We start from the raw sequence: 16,169 nt of genomic DNA, 5'->3' as shown, positions 1-16,169 counted from the left end.
CTCCCACAGGGTTTTGATGAACACTGAAGAATCTGTGGGAGCTGGCTTGCCAGCGATGAGGCCAGCTCAGGCCATGCAGATCTCAGCCCTGCCAGGCCAATGGATTCACTAGATTCGCAGGTTTATCGCCAGCTAAAGCCACCAGCAGATTCTCCACCGCACAGCGCGCCATCGCCTCCCGCGTTTCATGGGTCGCCGAGCCCATATGCGGCGTCGCCACCACATTGTCGAACTGCAACAACGGCGAGTCATGATTCAACGGCTCACGTTCGAACACATCCAGCCCAGCCGCACGAATCCGTTGCTGGCTCAGCGCGTCGATCAGTGCCGCCTCATCCACCACCTTGCCCCGCGAGATGTTGATGAAAATGCTCTCCGGGCGCATCAGCGCAAACTGCTCAGCGCCGATCAAGCTTTCGGTCTGTGCGGTCAGCGGCAAGGTCAGACAGATGAAATCGGCTTGCTGCAACAGCTCCTCAAGGCTGCGGTACTGCGCAGCAAACCGCTCTTCGACCGCCAGTTTGCGCGACTGGCTGTGATATAGCACCGGCATGCCGAAACCGAAATGTCCGCGCTGGGCCAACGCCTCGCCAATCCGGCCCATGCCGATGATGCCCAGTGTCTTGCCATGCACATCAGTGCCGAAATGGGCCGGGCCGATATTGCGCTGCCATTGACCGCTGCGCACCATGTTGGCCAATTCCACCACACGCCGGGCCGTGGCCAGAATCAAGGCGAAACCGGTGTCGGCAGTGGTTTCGGTGAGCACGTCGGGGGTGTTGGTCAGGAGGATCTTGCGCCGGGTCAGATAGTCGATGTTGTAGTTATCGACGCCCACCGAGACGCTGGCAATCGCTTCCAGCTGCGGCGCCAGATCGAGCAACGCGGCGTCGAGTTTCAGGCTGGCACCGAGCAAGCCGTGGGCGCGGGGCAGGGCATCGCGCAGTTGCATCAGGCCTTGGGCGTCGAGGCTGTCGATCAGCGTTACATCAAACTGTGCTTGCAGCCGCGCCATCAGCGCGGGCGAGAGTTTCTTGTACAGCACGACGTGTTTTTTCATGGCAAAAGTCTCTTCAGGAATGCGCCGGCACGGCACGCGTGGCAACGGCTTTGGCCACGACGCGATCACTGGCGCCGGGCTTGAGGAAAATTGTCAGCACCACCGACAGCAGCAGCGCGCCGCTCATCAGCAGGTACGAAGCACCCGGCGATCCGGTGGAGCTGTTCAGATAACCGACCAGATACGAGCCGCCGAACGAGCCGAGCGCACCCATGCTGTTGATCAGCGCCATCGCGCCACCGGCGACGTTGGCCGGGAGGATCTCCGGAACGATGGCGAAGAACGGCCCGTAAGGCGCATACATGCAGGCGCCGGCGATCACCAGCAGCGTGTACGACCACCAGAAATGCTCGGCACCGAGCGCGTAGGAGCCGTAAAAGGCAATCGAGGCAATCAACAGCGGCGGCCAGACAAAGCGTTTGCGCTTTTGCAGTTTGTCCGAGCCCCACGAGACCAGGAGCATGCCGATCACCGCCGCCAGATAGGGCAATGCCGACAGCCAGCCGGCCTCGATCATGTCCATTTGCGCGCCGGCCTTGAGAATCGACGGCAGCCACAACACGAAGCCGTAAACGCCGATGCTCCAGCAGAAAAACTGCAACGCCAGAATGATCACCTTCGGCGAACGAAACGCCTCGGCGTAGTTCTTCACTGCTTTGATGCCCACCTGTTCGGCGGCGAGGGCACTTTCCAGATCGTGCTTTTCCTGCTCGCTGAGCCACTTGGCCTGGGCCGGACGATCATCGGCGAGTTTCCACCAGATAAACGCCCAAAGCACCGCCGGCAGACCTTCGATGATGAACATCCAGCGCCAGCTGAAATGCTGCACCAGATAACCCGAAACCACCGACATCCACAGCATGGTCACCGGGTTGCCGAGGATCAGAAAGGTGTTGGCCCGCGAGCGTTCGGCACGGGTGAACCAGTGACACAGGTAGACCAGCATCGCCGGCATCACCGCCGCTTCGACCACGCCGAGCATGAAGCGGATGACGATCAGCCAATAGGCGTTGGAGACCACGCCAGTCAATGTGGCCAGGCCACCCCAGAGGATCAGGCTGACGAAAATCAGCTTCTTCACGCTGTGTTTTTGCGCGTAGATCGCGCCCGGCACCTGGAAGAAAAAGTAGCCGAGGAAGAACAGCGCACCGAGCAATGAGGACAGCCCCGGCGTGATCATCAGGTCGGCGGCCATGCCCGATGCGGCGGCGAAGCCGTAGTTGGCGCGATCGAGATACGCCAGGCTGTAGGTGATGAACACGATCGGCATGATGTACCACCAGCGGCGGGCGGCGAGGGTTGCAGTTGTCATGGTGTTGCTCCTGAGCTTGTTGTTTTTGTCGCAGCAGGTTCAATAAAGCGTTGGTCTGTCAGGGCCTCATCGCTGGCAAGCCAGCTCCCACAGGTTTTGTCTGCACCACGGTCAATGTGGGAGCTGGCTTGCCAGCGATGGCGTGTTCAAATTCAGCAACGAGTTCGGATCGGGTCGGCAACCCCTCCATATCCCCGCGACTCTGCACCGCCCGACTGCCAATCCAGTTCGCCCGTTGCACCGCCTCGGCAAAACTCTGCTGTTCCAGCAGGGCACTGATCATCCCCACCGCAAAGCCGTCACCCGCGCCCACCGTATCGACGACATGGGCTACCGGCACGCCGGCGACAAAGCCCTGATCCAGTTGCGTGCGGTAATAGGCGCCCTGCGGCCCAAGCTTGATCGCCACCGCTTCGGCGCCCTGATCGAGATAGAACGCGGCGATGTCCGCCGGGTCTTCGAAACCCGTGAGCAAACGACCTTCACTCAAGCCCGGCAAGACCCAGTGGGCGAGGGCGGCGAGACGGTTGATCTCGCTGATCATTTCGCGCTCGCTGGCCCACAGGCTCGGGCGCAGATTAGGGTCGAACGACACGCTGCGTCCGGCATGGCGCATGCGCGTCATCAGCTCCAGCGACATCTCCCGCGCCGAGGCCGACAGCGCTGGCGGAATCCCGGTGGCGTGCAAATGCCGGGCGCTCAGCAGGCTTTCATTGATCGACTGCGGCGACAGATGACTGGCCGCCGAACCGCGGCGGAAATACTCGACCTGCGGATCGCTGCCATCGTCGGTGCGGGATTTGAACTGGAAACCGGTCGGATGCTGGTTGTCGACCTCGACGTGCCAGCAATCCAGCCCTTCGCGGGTCAAGGTGTCGACGACAAAACGGCCTAGCGAATCGTTACCCACTCGGCTCAGCCACGCGACATCGAAACCCAGGCGTGAAAGGCCGATCGCCACGTTGCTGTCGGCACCGGCAATGCGCTTGTGGAATTGCTCGACCCGCGCCAGATCACCGCATTGCTCGGCCACCAGCATCGCCATGGTTTCGCCAAACGACAGAATATCGATCTTAGACATGGGCAGGCTCCAGACGGGATTGGCCGAGACGGGCGAGGGTGGCGACGTGTTCGCGGGTCAACGCGACCAGATCATCACCTTGCAACGGATACTCGGCCGCACGCATAACGCCTTGGGCCATGTGCCGCAGCAGTTGTTCCCACAGATGCAGGTCGCTGACTTCCGGCGGCACCGCCACCAATTTGCCGTCGGCACGCCGGGCCACAGCCTTGCAGTGCACGTAGCCGACATGGCGACCGAGCAGGCGGGCGGCGTTGGCGGCGGACTGGTCCTGCCACTGCCAGTTGCCGATGTCGAACGTCATCTTGATCGGCAGGCTGTGCTGTTCCACCGCCGTGAAGAAGCGCTGGAACGGTTCGATGCGGCCGCCGTGCAAGGTCTGGTCGTTTTCCACCAGCAGTTGCACCGGGCTGCTGTCGAGCAGTTGTTTCAGGGCTGACAGATCAGAGTTATCGGTGAAATAGCCGAGCGAGACTTTCAGCCACTTTGAACCGAACGCCTCGGCGTGTTGCAGGGCGGTGATCAGTTCGGGATTAGCGCGTGACTGGCCGGCGAGCCACAGTTCGGTCGGCGACGAATAGATGCTTTGCAGGCCCAGCGCGGCGGTGGCTTCGCTCAATTGCGCGGGGTTTTCCCGGGTTAGAAGTTCTTCGCGCCATTCAATGCGATCGGCGCCGGCAGCGGCGAGCACATCGATAAAAAAGTCTTGCCCGCGCTGGCGCACAAGCTCGGCGCCGTAGCTGGACAGGCTGATGGAAACGGCAGGTTTATTCATTGTTGTTTACCTCTGAAACCGGTTTCATTTTTATTCAAATTTTTAGATGTTTCTATGGTGTTCTTTTGGGCCTCATCGCTGGCTTACCAGCAATGGCGCTCGATCAATCACCGAAAATTCCCGAGCGTCGAGCCACGCTCAACCAGCACCGGCGCAAAATCCAGCACCCGCGCCGCCTCATCATCTCCCCGCAGTCGCCTGAGCAAACACTCGAACGCCCGCGCGCCAATCTCTTGCGTCGGCTGGGCCAGCGCCGTAATCCCGCTGCCCACCAACGGATACCAGTCCAGGTCATCCAGGGCAATCAACCCGATATCCTCAAACAACTGCGAGCCGATCTTGCGCAAGGCATGAGTCGCGGCCAGCGCCGCCACACCGTTGGCGCAAAACAGCGCTTTCGGCCCCGGCCCTGGAGTGTTTAAAAAAGTTTGCAGGTGAATGGCCAGATCGTCGCCCGTTTCCAGCACCGCCCCGGTCAACCCGGAACGCTGCGCAACCTGCGTCTGAAAACTGCTGACCCGCTCGATCCGCGAGCTGGTGCCGTCAAACGGTTCGGTGACCAGCAGCACATCGCGATAGCCACGCTGCTCAAGATGGGCGAGGGCCATTGCCACGGCCTGCGGGTTGTTCAGTCCGACAATGTCGCTGTCGAGCCCGTCGACCTTGCGATCCACCAGTACCAGCGGCATCTCGCGGTGCAATTCATGCAATTCGTCACGGTGATGGCCGAGGGTATTCACGATCAGGCCTTCGATGTTGTACGAGCGCAGGAGGGCCAGATGCTGACGCTCTTGCTCGTCATCGCGGTCGGTGTTGCACACCACCAGGCTGTAGCCGTGCGCACGGCAGGCGGTTTCCACCCCGTGCATCACGGCAATCGAATAAGGGTTACGGATGTCGGCCACCAGCATGCCGATCAAGCGAGTACGCCCGCGTTTGAGGCCGCGGGCCATCTGGTTTGGGCGATAGCCCAGTTCGGCAATCGCCTGCTCGATGCGCAAGGCAATGGCATCGGAGAGCAGGGCGCGGTCATCGCCGATGAAACGCGAGACGCTGGCCTTGGAAACACCGGCGCGTTCGGCGACATCGAGCATGGTCACGCGGCTGCGCTGGGCGGCGGAAAAGTCGTTCACGGTGTGAAACCTTGTTATTGGATTTATAGGGCGTCAGTCGTTACATGTGACTGAAACCGGTTTCAGGAAACACCAGAATCAAATCTTTCGTCAAGTGAATGATCGTTCCGCTCGACACAAGTGCCGACGGGCGGCAACGGGATCAGGCGCTCGTCAGCCGAACAAGCCGGCCGCGATATTGATTGAAAAACCCAGAATGGCCGTGTTGAACACGAAGCCGATCAACGATTGTGCCAACACGATTTTGCGCATGTCCCGCGTTGCCACGCCGACATCGGCCGTTTGCACCGCAACGCCGATGGTGAACGAGAAATACAGGAAGTCCCAGTAGTTGGGCGTGGTCAGGCCTTCGGAAAAACGCAACGCGGGTTCCTTGCCATCCCATGTGTAATACAGGCGGGCGTAATGCACGCAAAAGATCACCCCGATCAATAACCATGAGCCGATCACGGTCAGTGCGGTGAAACCGTAGTGCAGCAGTTTGCTAGAGGCTTCCAGATCCTTGCTGCCGGCGAGTTCGAAGGTGATGGTGGCGAGACTGGCCAGCGCGGCGATGCACACCACGAACAACACCAGACCGGCGTTTTCATCTTCGACTTCGGCGATGCGTTTGACGTCCGGTGCCTTGGAACGCGCAGTAAGCCAGAGCATCAGGATCAGGTAAGTCCAGACGCCTGCGTTCCAGCCGATGAGGATTTTGCTGACGATGGAGTCGGCGGGGGCCAGAAGACCTGTGGCAAGGCCGAGCAGGGCAGCGGCGGAAAGGCGAGGATGGGTGCGGGCGAGGAAGCGCATGGGGACTCGAGGGCCAGGATGGTTCAGACACCTTAGCCATGTGGGAGCTGGCTTGCCAGCGATGACGGCGGCACAGTCAACATTGATGTTGGCTGACCCATCGCTATCGCTGGCAAGCCAGCTCCCACAGGGGTTAGTGGTGCTTGGTGAAGCGTTTTACGAGTTTCATGACCACGACGAAGAACACCGGCACGAAGATCACCGCCAGCGTCGCGGTGATCATCCCGCCGATAACCCCGGTGCCGATGGCCTGCTGGCTCGCCGAACTGGCGCCGGTGGCGATGGCCAACGGCACCACACCGAGGATGAACGCCAGCGAAGTCATCACGATCGGCCGCAAACGCAGGCGTGCCGCTTGCAGCGTGGCGTCGATCAGGTCGTGGCCTTCGTCATACAGACTCTTGGCGAATTCGATGATCAGGATCGCGTTCTTCGCCGACAGACCAATGATGGTAATCAACCCGACCTTGAAGAACACATCGTTGGGCATCCCGCGTAGCGTCACCGCCAGCACCGCACCGAGCACACCCAGCGGCACCACCAGCAACACCGAAGTCGGAATCGACCAGCTCTCGTACAACGCGGCCAGACACAGGAACACGATCAGCAGCGACAGGCCGAGCAATATCGGCGCCTGGCTGCCGGACAAACGCTCCTGCAACGACAGGCCCGTCCATTCCTGCCCGAGACCTTTCGGGCCTTGGGCGACCAGACGTTCAATCTCGGCCATGGCCTCGCCGGTGCTATGGCCCGGCGTTGGCTCGCCGGAGATCGCAATCGCCGGATAACCGTTGTAACGGGTCAATTGCGCCGGGCCCTGAATCCATTTGGCCTGGACGAATGCCGACAGCGGCACCATTTTTCCGGCGTTGTTGCGCACGTGCATTTTCAGCAAGTCATCGACCTGACTGCGCTGATCGCCTTCAGCCTGCACCACCACACGCTGCATCCGGCCCTGATTGGGGAAGTCGTTGATGTACGCCGAGCCCACAGCGGTGGACAGCACATTGCCGATCTCGGCAAACGACACACCCAAGGCATTGGCCTGTTTGCGGTCCACTTCCAGTTGCACCTGCGGCGCTTCGGCCAGTGCGCTTTCGCGGACATTCATCAGCACCGGGCTTTTCTCGGCGGCCGCGAGCAATTCCGTGCGTGCCTGCATCAACGTCGCGTGACCGAGGCCGCCGCGATCCTGCAAACGGAACTCGAAACCGCTCGACGTGCCGAGGCCGTCCACGGGCGGCGGCAGCACCGAGAAGGCCATGGCGTCCTTTATCTCGCTCAGTGCGATATTGGCGCGGTCGGCAATCGAGCTGGCGGAATCATCGCTGCCGCGCTGCGACCAATCCTTCAGCGTCGAAAATGCCAACGCTGCGTTCTGCCCACTGCCAGAGAAGCTGAAACCGAGAATCACCACACTGTCGCTGATTCCCGGCTCGCTGGCGTTATGTGCCTCAAGCTGTTCAGCCACGGCCACCGTACGATTCTTGGTCGCGCCCGGCGGCAGCTGAATATCGGTGATGGTGTAACCCTGATCTTCCACCGGCAGGAACGAGGAGGGCAGACGCGCAAAGCACAGGCCCAGGCCGACCAGCAACACGACGTAAATCAGCAGATAGCGCCCGGTGCGTTTCAGCGCGTAACCGACCCAGCCCTGATAGCGATTGGTCAGTTGTTCGAAGCGGCGGTTGAACCAGCCGAAGAATCCGGATTTCTCGTGATGCTCACCTTTGCCGATCGGCTTGAGCAGCGTTGCGCACAACGCTGGAGTCAAGGTCAGGGCGAGGAAGGCCGAGAACAGAATCGACGTCGCCATGGACAGCGAGAACTGCTGGTAGATCACCCCGACCGAACCCTGCATGAAGGCCATCGGAATGAACACCGCCACCAGCACCAGCGTAATGCCGATGATCGCACCGGTGATCTGCGTCATCGCCTTGCGCGTGGCTTCCTTGGGTGACAGGCCTTCGGTGGCCATGATCCGCTCGACGTTCTCCACCACGACAATCGCGTCGTCCACCAGAATACCGATGGCCAGCACCATGCCGAACATGGTCAGCACGTTGATCGAGAAACCCAGTGCCAGCATGGTCGCGAAAGTACCCATCAGCGCCACCGGCACCACCAGAGTCGGGATCAGCGTGTAGCGCACGTTTTGCAGGAACAGGAACATCACCGCAAACACCAGCAACATCGCCTCGCCCAAGGTGTAAACCACTTTGGTGATCGAGACCTTCACGAAGGGCGAAGTGTCGTAGGGAATCTTGTACTCCACGCCGGCCGGGAAGTAGCGCGACAGTTCGTCCATCTTCGCCCGCACCAGTGTCGCGGTGCTCAGCGCGTTGGCGCCCGGCGACAACTGCACACCAACAGCGGTGGACGGTTTGCCGTTGAGGCGGGTGCCGAACTGATATTCCTGGCTGCCGATCTCGACCCGCGCCACATCGCTGACGCGCACGGTAGAGCCGTCGGGGTTGGCCTTGAGCACAATGTCGGCGAACTCTTCCGGTGTCGACAACTGGCCTTTGACCAGAATGGTCGCGGTGATTTCCTGGCTGGACGGGTTCGGCAAGTCGCCGATGCTGCCGGCCGAAACCTGCGCATTCTGCGCGACGATGGCGGCGTTGACGTCAGCCGGGGTCAGGTTGAAGCCGATGAGTTTCTGCGGGTCGATCCAGATGCGCATGGCCCGTTCGGCACCATACAACTGCGCCTTGCCGACACCGTCGAGACGCTTGATCTCGTTCATCACGTTGCGCGCCAGATAATCACTGAGCGCGACGTCGTCGAGCTTGCCGTCACTGGACGTCAGGCTGATCAGCAAAAGGAAGCCGGAGGAAACCTTTTCTACCTGCAAACCCTGCTGATTCACCGCTTGTGGCAGACGCGACTCGACCACCTTGAGGCGGTTTTGCACATCGACCTGCGCCAGTTCCGGGTTGGTGCCCGGCTGGAACGTGGCTTTGATCGTGGCGCTGCCCAGGCTGCTTTGCGATTCGAAATACAACAGGTGATCGGCGCCGTTGAGTTCTTCCTCGATCAGGCTGACCACGCTTTCATCGACGGTCTGCGCTGAAGCGCCGGGGTACACGGCATAAATTTCGATTTGTGGCGGTGCGACATCGGGGTACTGCGCCACCGGCAATTGCGGGATGGCCAGCGCACCGGCCAAGAGGATGAACAGCGCGACCACCCAGGCAAACACCGGGCGGTCGATAAAGAACTGCGGCATATAAAAGCGTCCTGCTTACTGACCAGAGGTCTGGGCAAGTGGAAGAGGGGTGTCGTCAATCTGGACTTTCTCGCCGGGGCGGGCGTGTTGCAGGCCTTCAATGACAATGCGGTCGCCCGGTTTCAGGCCGCCGGTGACGATCCAGCGATTGTTCTGTACCGCGCCCAGTTGCACCGGCTGCTCGGCAACGCGCATTTGCTCGTCGACAGTCAGCACCTGGGCGACGCCGGCGCTGTCTCGTTGCACGGCGCGTTGCGGCACGGTGATCCCGTGCGCAATCGTGGCCTGTTCCAGACGCACACGGATGAAGCTGCCGGGCAACAGGTCGAGATCCGGGTTGGGGAATTCGCTGCGCAGAATGATCTGGCCGGTGCCCGGGTCGACGGTGATGTCGCTGAACAACAGTTTGCCCGGCAACGGATAGAGGCTGCCGTCATCCTGAATCAGCGTGGCCTTGACCTGATCCTGCCCGACTTCCTGCAACTGCCCGGAACGGAAGGCGCGGCGCAGTTCATTGAGTTCGCGGGTCGACTGGGTGAGGTCAGCGTGAATCGGGTTGAGTTGCTGAATCAGCGCCAGCGGCGTGGTTTCGTTCTGCCCGACCAGCGCACCTTCGGTGACCAGCGCGCGACCGATGCGCCCGGAAATCGGCGCAGTGACGGTGGCGTAACCCAGATTCAGCTTCGCCCGCTCCACGGCGGCCTTGTTGGCGGCGACATCGGCCGCCGTTTGCCGGGCATTGGCGCGGGCGTTGTCGTAGTCCTGAGCGCTGATGGCCTTGTCGTCGATCAACTGGGCGTAGCGCTGCTCTTGCAACTTTGCCTGGAACGCATTGGCTTCGGCCTTGCGCAACGCCGCTTCGGCGCTGTCCAGGTCAGCCTTGAACGGTGCCGGGTCGATGCGAAACAGCACGTCGCCCTTTTTTACGTCGCTGCCTTCGCGATAGGTGCGTTGCAACACCACACCGGCAACCCGGGCGCGCACTTCGGCGATGCGCGGCGCGGCGATGCGGCCGCTGAGTTCACTGCTGATCGACAGGGGGCGGGCTTCGATGGTCTCGGTGCGCACAGTGGCTGGCGGTGCCTGCTCTTCGGCGTTCGAAGAAGAGTCACAGGCGCTCAGCGTCAGCGCCATGGCAATCAGGCCGAGCCCGGCCAGCAGTTTGTTCGACATTTACTACCCCCAATATTGATGCCCGCATCCTACGGGCAGTCGCCGAGAGTAGCGGTGAAGCTTTGTAGGCGCTGTGTGAAATTGTGTAAGGGTTTTACTCAGGGAAGGGCGAGGGCGTATATCCTTAAGCCCTTGAAATTTATTGCGACAGATAAATCGCTATCGCGGGCAAGCCCGCTCCCACAGTGATTGGTGGTGTTCACATCAAAGTCTCTGTGAGGGCGGGCTTGCCTGCGATGAGGCCCGACCCGTCGCCACAGCACTTTCTGGATCACCCATGCCCAACATCCTCTTGGTCGAAGACGACACCGCCCTCGCCGAACTGATTTCCAGCTACCTGGAGCGCAACGGTTATTCCGTCAGCGTCATCGGCCGTGGCGACCATGTGCGTGAACGGGCGCGGGTCAGTCCACCGGATCTGGTGATCCTCGACTTGATGCTGCCCGGCCTCGACGGGCTGCAAGTCTGCCGCTTGCTGCGTGCCGACTCAGCGACGCTGCCGATCCTGATGCTCACCGCCCGTGATGACAGCCACGATCAGGTGCTGGGCCTGGAAATGGGCGCCGATGATTACGTCACCAAACCCTGCGAGCCGCGCGTGCTGCTGGCCCGGGTGCGCACCCTGTTGCGCCGCAGCAGCCTCGGCGAACCGTTGACGGTCAATGACCGTATCGTCATGGGCAATCTGTGCATCGACCTGTCCGAACGTACCGTGACCTGGCGTGATCAGCCGGTCGAACTGTCCAGCGGTGAGTACAACTTATTGGTGGTGCTGGCACGACACGCCGGCGAAGTGCTCAGCCGCGACCAGATTCTGCAACGCCTGCGCGGCATCGAATTCAACGGCACCGACCGTTCGGTGGACGTGGCGATTTCCAAGCTGCGGCGCAAGTTCGACGACCACGCTGGCGAAGCTCGCAAGATCAAGACGGTGTGGGGCAAGGGCTACCTGTTCAGCCGCTCCGAATGGGAATGCTGAGCTGATGTTTCGCATCCTGTTTCGCCTGTATCTGGTGACGATTGTGTCGTACAGCGCCGCGATCTATCTGGTGCCGGATCTGGTGGTCATGGCGTTCCGCGATCGTTTTGTCACCTACAACCTTGATTATTCCCGGGGCCTGCAATCGCTCATCGCCAAGCAGTTCCGCGCGGTGCCGCACGACCAGTGGCCAGCGCTGGCGGCGTCGATGGACAAGGACTTCCAGCCGCTGCACATCGTCCTTGCGCGTATCGACGATGCTGACTTCAGCGCTATAGAAGGTGAGCGTCTGCGTCGTGGCGAGAACATCGTGCGCATCGGCGACTGGGGCTGGCGCACGCTCGCGGTCACGCCGCTGGACGACACCACCGTGGTGCAAATGGTCGTGCCGCCCGACCCGATGGACGTCAATCTGTTGTACTGGAGCATCAACGTATTGATCGGCGCAACGCTGCTCGCCTGCCTGTTGATCTGGTTGCGCCCGCACTGGCGTGATCTGGAGCGCCTCAAAGGCACGGCTGAGCGCTTCGGTAAAGGCCATTTGAGCGAACGCACGAAAATCGCCCCGAGTTCGAACATTGGCAGTCTGGCCAATGTGTTCGACACCATGGCCGGTGACATCGAGAACCTGCTCAACCAGCAACGCGACCTGCTCAACGCGGTATCCCACGAACTGCGCACGCCCTTGACGCGTCTGGACTTCGGCCTGGCGCTGGCGCTGTCCGACGACTTGCCGGCCGCCAGCCGCGAACGCTTGCAGGGCCTGGTCGCGCATATTCGCGAGCTGGATGAGCTGGTGCTGGAGCTGCTCTCGTACAGTCGCTTGCAGAATCCGGCGCAGTTGCCGGAACAGGTTGACGTGTCACTGGATGAGTTCATCGACAGCATTCTGGGCAGTGTCGATGAAGAGCTGGAGTCGCCGGACATCGTGATTGACGTGCTGCTGCACGGTCAGCTCGAACGCTTTTCCCTCGACCCGCGTCTGACCGCGCGGGCGATCCAGAACCTGCTGCGCAACGCCATGCGCTATTGCGAAAGGCGTATCCAGATCGGCGTGCAGGTCAATGCGGGCGGTTGTGAAATCTGGGTGGACGACGACGGCATCGGCATTCCCGACGATGAACGCGAGCGGATTTTCGAGCCGTTCTATCGACTGGACCGCAGCCGTGACCGCGCCACCGGTGGTTTCGGCCTCGGCTTGGCCATAAGCCGCCGGGCCCTGGAAGCGCAGGGCGGGACGTTGACAGTCGAGTCCTCGCCGTTGGGTGGCGCACGGTTCAGATTGTGGTTGCCGACGCCCGTCTGATCGTGGCGAGGGAGCTTGCTCCCGCTCGGCGGCGCAGCCGTCGTAAAACCAGCCCCCGCGATTTGATTGCAAGAACGCAGGGGGCTGCTTCGCAACCCAGCGCGAGCAAGCTCCCTCGCCACAGGGAAAGGGTGGGTGTCAGGAAATTTCGGTGGATTGAATCAAGTGGACTCCTGCGCTCTGCATCCGGTCCATCGCTGCCGCCAATGAACCGTCCATATCAATCGCCCGGCAGGCGTCCAGCACCACAAAGGCATTGAACCCCGCCGCCCGCGCATCCAGCGCCGAGAACATCACGCAAAAATCCAGCGCCAGACCGACCATGTAGACAGTGTCGATTCCGCGCTCTTTCAGATAACCGGACAGCCCTGTGGTGGTGCGCCGATCGGCCTCAAGAAATGCCGAATAACTGTCGATGTCAGGGTTGCAGCCCTTGCGGATGACCAGTTGTGCGTGGGGCAGGTCCAGGCCCGAGTGGAACTCGGCACCGCCGGTTGCTTGCACGCAATGCTCAGGCCAGAGCGTTTGCTCGCCGTATGGCAGTTGAATCACATCGTAGGGTTTGCGGCCGGGGTGGCTGGAGGCGAAAGAAGCGTGCCCCTCCGGATGCCAATCCTGGGCGATGACGACCTGTTTGAACTGGCGCGAGAGCTTGTTGATCAGCGGTACGATCTGATCACCCTCGGGCACCGGCAGTCGGCCGCCGGGGACGAAATCGTTTTGAACGTCGATCACCAATAATGCAGTGCGAGAAGAAACGGACATCGGTGGATCCTCCTTGGAAATCACGTGTTCAGCATAGAAGTGGTTTTCCTATACAGCCAAATGGCTGTTCGGCAAATTCGGGCGGGATGTTTCCGCGCATTCCGACCAGCGGTAGCGATTTGCGCTGAATTATGCGGTTTACCTGTCAGATCTGACAGTAGGCGAACACGGGCAATGCGTGTCTCATGCGCATATCACGACTCCTGTTCCGACATCGCATTGGAGTCCTGTTCCAGAAAGGATAACCGCTATGGACGCCAAGACCCTTGTTAAACCACGTATTCCCGGCATGACTCAGCCGGTCCTCGGGCCTGAAAATGCTGACGCCGGACTGCCGCTGGCACTGACTTATCTTTACCCGCAAGGGGTAAAGGTTTTCATCGAACCAGCGTCCACCGCCCAGGACGGTGACGTCTACGTGGTTCGACTGAACGGTGAGCGGGTGACGTCGGCAATCATCGCCGCCGGCGAGGCGACGCTACGTGTGATCGTGTACGTGGCGCTGGGCAAGTGGAAGACCCCACTGAATGTCCTCGAATACGCCTTGGAGCGAGGGGGACTGGAGGTTGAGGCGTCAGCGCCATTGACCGTTATTTATCACGACAAGCGTCCGGGGAATGTTGATCGGTTTCCTGAGGAGGAGGGCCATTCGGAGCTGATGCTTGAAGTGCCGCCGGATGCACTGGATGAAGGTGTCGATCCCGACCGGGCGCGTGCAGGTGTCAATGTCAGAGTCGCCTACCCGTTGATGAGAGCGTTCGACACCGTTGTGTTGTATTGCAATGGTAAAACCCTGAGCCATGCGGTCAGTGCGGATGAAGCGGATCGACAGCTGCCCATCCAGATGACCATCGATGAGGCGACATTTCGCGCTGGCGGCGACAACCCGCGTTTCGAGTTGCGTTACACGGTGCTCGATCGTGTCGGGAACAGCCCGGATGTCAACAGCCCGAATTCGGCCAGCCAGTACCTGTACGTCAACCTCGATGGCACTTGGTACGACCCGCCGATCATCACTGAAGACCCCAATGATCCTGACGATGACGCCAGCATCATCGAGCTGGAAAAACTGGCCGGCAAACCGGCAACCGCACAAATCTATGTATCGCGGAGCTGGCTCAGAGACGATGAGATCCGCTTGACGGGGCGTTTCTATGGTGAGGACGGAGCGTTGCTGGAGCACCTGACATTTAAGGAACTGGTGAAGAACGCGCCGTTCTCCTACTCGATTCCTTTGCCTTACGCAGCGTTTGCCGGTGCCGCGAAGGGGCACGCAGTGTTCAGCTATCAGCGCGTGAGCCAAGGGAGCGAGCTCGACCGGTCATACGTGCAAAAAGTCGACATTATCGGTGAACCCGCTACGGACCTTTTGGCGCCTGTGCTTGTGGGCTCCGGTTACGTGATTGATCCTCTGGCTGTGCCTGACGGCGTAACAGCGCGAGTGGAATACCTCGAAGACAAACCCGGGGACAAGGCACGGCTGTTGATCCAGGGTGCCGCCGGGCTGGGTTCGCCGGCATTTGCGGCGAGCGCTTTCAACAAGAATCACCGGGCCAACTTCCTGATTGCGTCTCCGGTGTTCGCGGCCAGTCATGGCAAGACAGTGCAACTTGCGTGGCAGTTGCTCCGTGGCGCGACCACTCAACCCTCCGCGCATCGTGACGTGACAATCAAGCGGATCGAGGATCGGGATCCACGGCTGCCGATACCCACCATTCCTCAAGCCAGGAACGGCGTGCTCGATCTGGGTGATTTCCCCGCCGGTGCGCAAGCGCAATGTGCGGTCTGGCCGTCCATGGCGGTGGGGCAGTTACGCTGGTTTTGTTTGCACGGCACCGATCGCAACGGAAATGATTACCCGATTATCATTGCCCAGGCTGCTCAAGTGACAGAGCCTGAAATAGCCAGCGGGCTGGACAACGCGCTGCCCCGCAGCGAACTCGCGAAGCTTAAACCGGGATCAAGCTTGCGCATGGAGTTAAAAGTAGCCTTTGACGGGCTCAACGACGAATCGGCTGCAGTGGCGTTCGAGTCGCCGGCTTTCACCGTGCTGAATTCGCCTGCGAGGTTACTGGAAGATTTCACCGGTGTACCCGACCAGACGGCGAGACGGGGCGAGATCATGGAAACGCCAACTATGCAGATCACCTTCAAATCCGGTGATGGCGAGTGCGCGATCATGCCTCGCTCCGAGATCGGCCAATCTTTCCCAGGCCAGATCGAGGGGCAGGTTCTGAGCATCGGCCGCGATGCGTTCGGCCAGGCTGCGCAAGTGGTGGAAATCAAATTGAAGAACGCCTGTTCGCGAATCAGTTTCTTCCATCTCAGCGTGAATTATGAGGACAGCACGGTGGCTTACTACGCCAGCAACGGGTCACTGCTGGGCCGTCAGCCGTTAGGCTCGTCGTTTGGAACACCGGTCAATGTTGCTTTTGATGCGCCGGGAATCTCACGACTTGAACTCCATAGCCCAACACCCGACTGGTTCACCCTCGACACCTTTAAAGTGGATGTCTGATCCCCTGAGGCGAGTTCCGTTGGCTGGAACTTGCCTGTCG

Annotated in this window: 12 protein-coding genes; 3 read left to right on the top strand and 9 right to left on the bottom strand. The window is 60.7% G+C overall.

Features of this window, described 5'->3' with window-relative positions; all coding sequences use genetic code 11:
- Window positions 1-82: 82 nt before the first annotated feature.
- The 8 genes from AC3WMT_RS22135 to AC3WMT_RS22100 form a co-directional block, all read right to left on the bottom strand.
- Window positions 83-1,060, bottom strand: a complete 978-nt coding sequence (locus AC3WMT_RS22135; RefSeq protein WP_103305043.1) for a 2-hydroxyacid dehydrogenase — start codon at window positions 1,058-1,060, stop codon at window positions 83-85.
- A gap of 13 nt (window positions 1,061-1,073) precedes the next feature.
- The gene (locus AC3WMT_RS22130; protein WP_103305042.1) at window positions 1,074-2,372 is read right to left on the bottom strand and encodes an MFS transporter; all 1,299 of its coding nucleotides are present in this window, start codon (window positions 2,370-2,372) and stop codon (window positions 1,074-1,076) included.
- 58 nt (window positions 2,373-2,430) lie between these two features.
- Window positions 2,431-3,453: a sugar kinase gene (locus tag AC3WMT_RS22125; protein ID WP_103305041.1), complete on the bottom strand. Its 1,023-nt coding sequence runs from the start codon at window positions 3,451-3,453 to the stop codon at window positions 2,431-2,433.
- Entirely contained in the window at window positions 3,446-4,228 is a 783-nt protein-coding gene (locus AC3WMT_RS22120) for a sugar phosphate isomerase/epimerase family protein (RefSeq protein WP_103305040.1), read from the bottom strand. Before AC3WMT_RS22120 ends, AC3WMT_RS22125 begins: the two co-directional genes overlap by 8 nt.
- Window positions 4,229-4,335: 107 nt before the next feature.
- Window positions 4,336-5,361: a LacI family DNA-binding transcriptional regulator gene (locus AC3WMT_RS22115; protein ID WP_103305039.1), complete on the bottom strand. Its 1,026-nt coding sequence runs from the start codon at window positions 5,359-5,361 to the stop codon at window positions 4,336-4,338.
- 153 nt (window positions 5,362-5,514) lie between these two features.
- A complete protein-coding gene (locus tag AC3WMT_RS22110) occupies window positions 5,515-6,156 on the bottom strand; it encodes a DUF1345 domain-containing protein (RefSeq protein WP_103305038.1) in 642 nt (213 codons plus the stop codon).
- Between the two features lie 133 nt (window positions 6,157-6,289).
- A complete protein-coding gene (locus AC3WMT_RS22105) occupies window positions 6,290-9,388 on the bottom strand; it encodes a multidrug efflux RND transporter permease subunit (protein WP_103305037.1) in 3,099 nt (1,032 codons plus the stop codon).
- Between the two features lie 15 nt (window positions 9,389-9,403).
- Entirely contained in the window at window positions 9,404-10,561 is a 1,158-nt protein-coding gene (locus AC3WMT_RS22100; RefSeq protein WP_103305036.1) for an efflux RND transporter periplasmic adaptor subunit, read from the bottom strand.
- Window positions 10,562-10,838: 277 nt separating this feature from the next.
- Here AC3WMT_RS22100 and AC3WMT_RS22095 point away from each other — a divergent pair, with 277 nt between their 5' ends.
- Together AC3WMT_RS22095 and AC3WMT_RS22090 are read left to right on the top strand one after the other, a co-directional pair.
- Complete coding sequence (locus AC3WMT_RS22095; RefSeq protein WP_103305035.1) at window positions 10,839-11,540, top strand: response regulator; 702 nt, start codon at window positions 10,839-10,841, stop codon at window positions 11,538-11,540.
- A gap of 4 nt (window positions 11,541-11,544) precedes the next feature.
- Complete coding sequence (locus AC3WMT_RS22090) at window positions 11,545-12,846, top strand: ATP-binding protein (RefSeq protein ID WP_103305034.1); 1,302 nt, start codon at window positions 11,545-11,547, stop codon at window positions 12,844-12,846.
- A gap of 138 nt (window positions 12,847-12,984) precedes the next feature.
- Here the strand turns inward: AC3WMT_RS22090 and pncA are convergent, their stop codons facing one another.
- On the bottom strand, window positions 12,985-13,611 hold the full coding sequence (pncA, locus tag AC3WMT_RS22085; protein WP_103305033.1) for a bifunctional nicotinamidase/pyrazinamidase: 627 nt from the start codon (window positions 13,609-13,611) through the stop codon (window positions 12,985-12,987).
- Window positions 13,612-13,861: 250 nt separating this feature from the next.
- On the opposite strand from pncA, the gene AC3WMT_RS22080 reads away from it, so the two are divergent.
- Entirely contained in the window at window positions 13,862-16,129 is a 2,268-nt protein-coding gene (locus AC3WMT_RS22080; RefSeq protein ID WP_103305032.1) for a hypothetical protein, read from the top strand.
- Window positions 16,130-16,169: the final 40 nt, after the last annotated feature.

The organism is Pseudomonas sp. FW305-7 (assembly GCF_058786735.1).
This window is presented reverse-complemented; position numbering and strand designations above follow the sequence as displayed.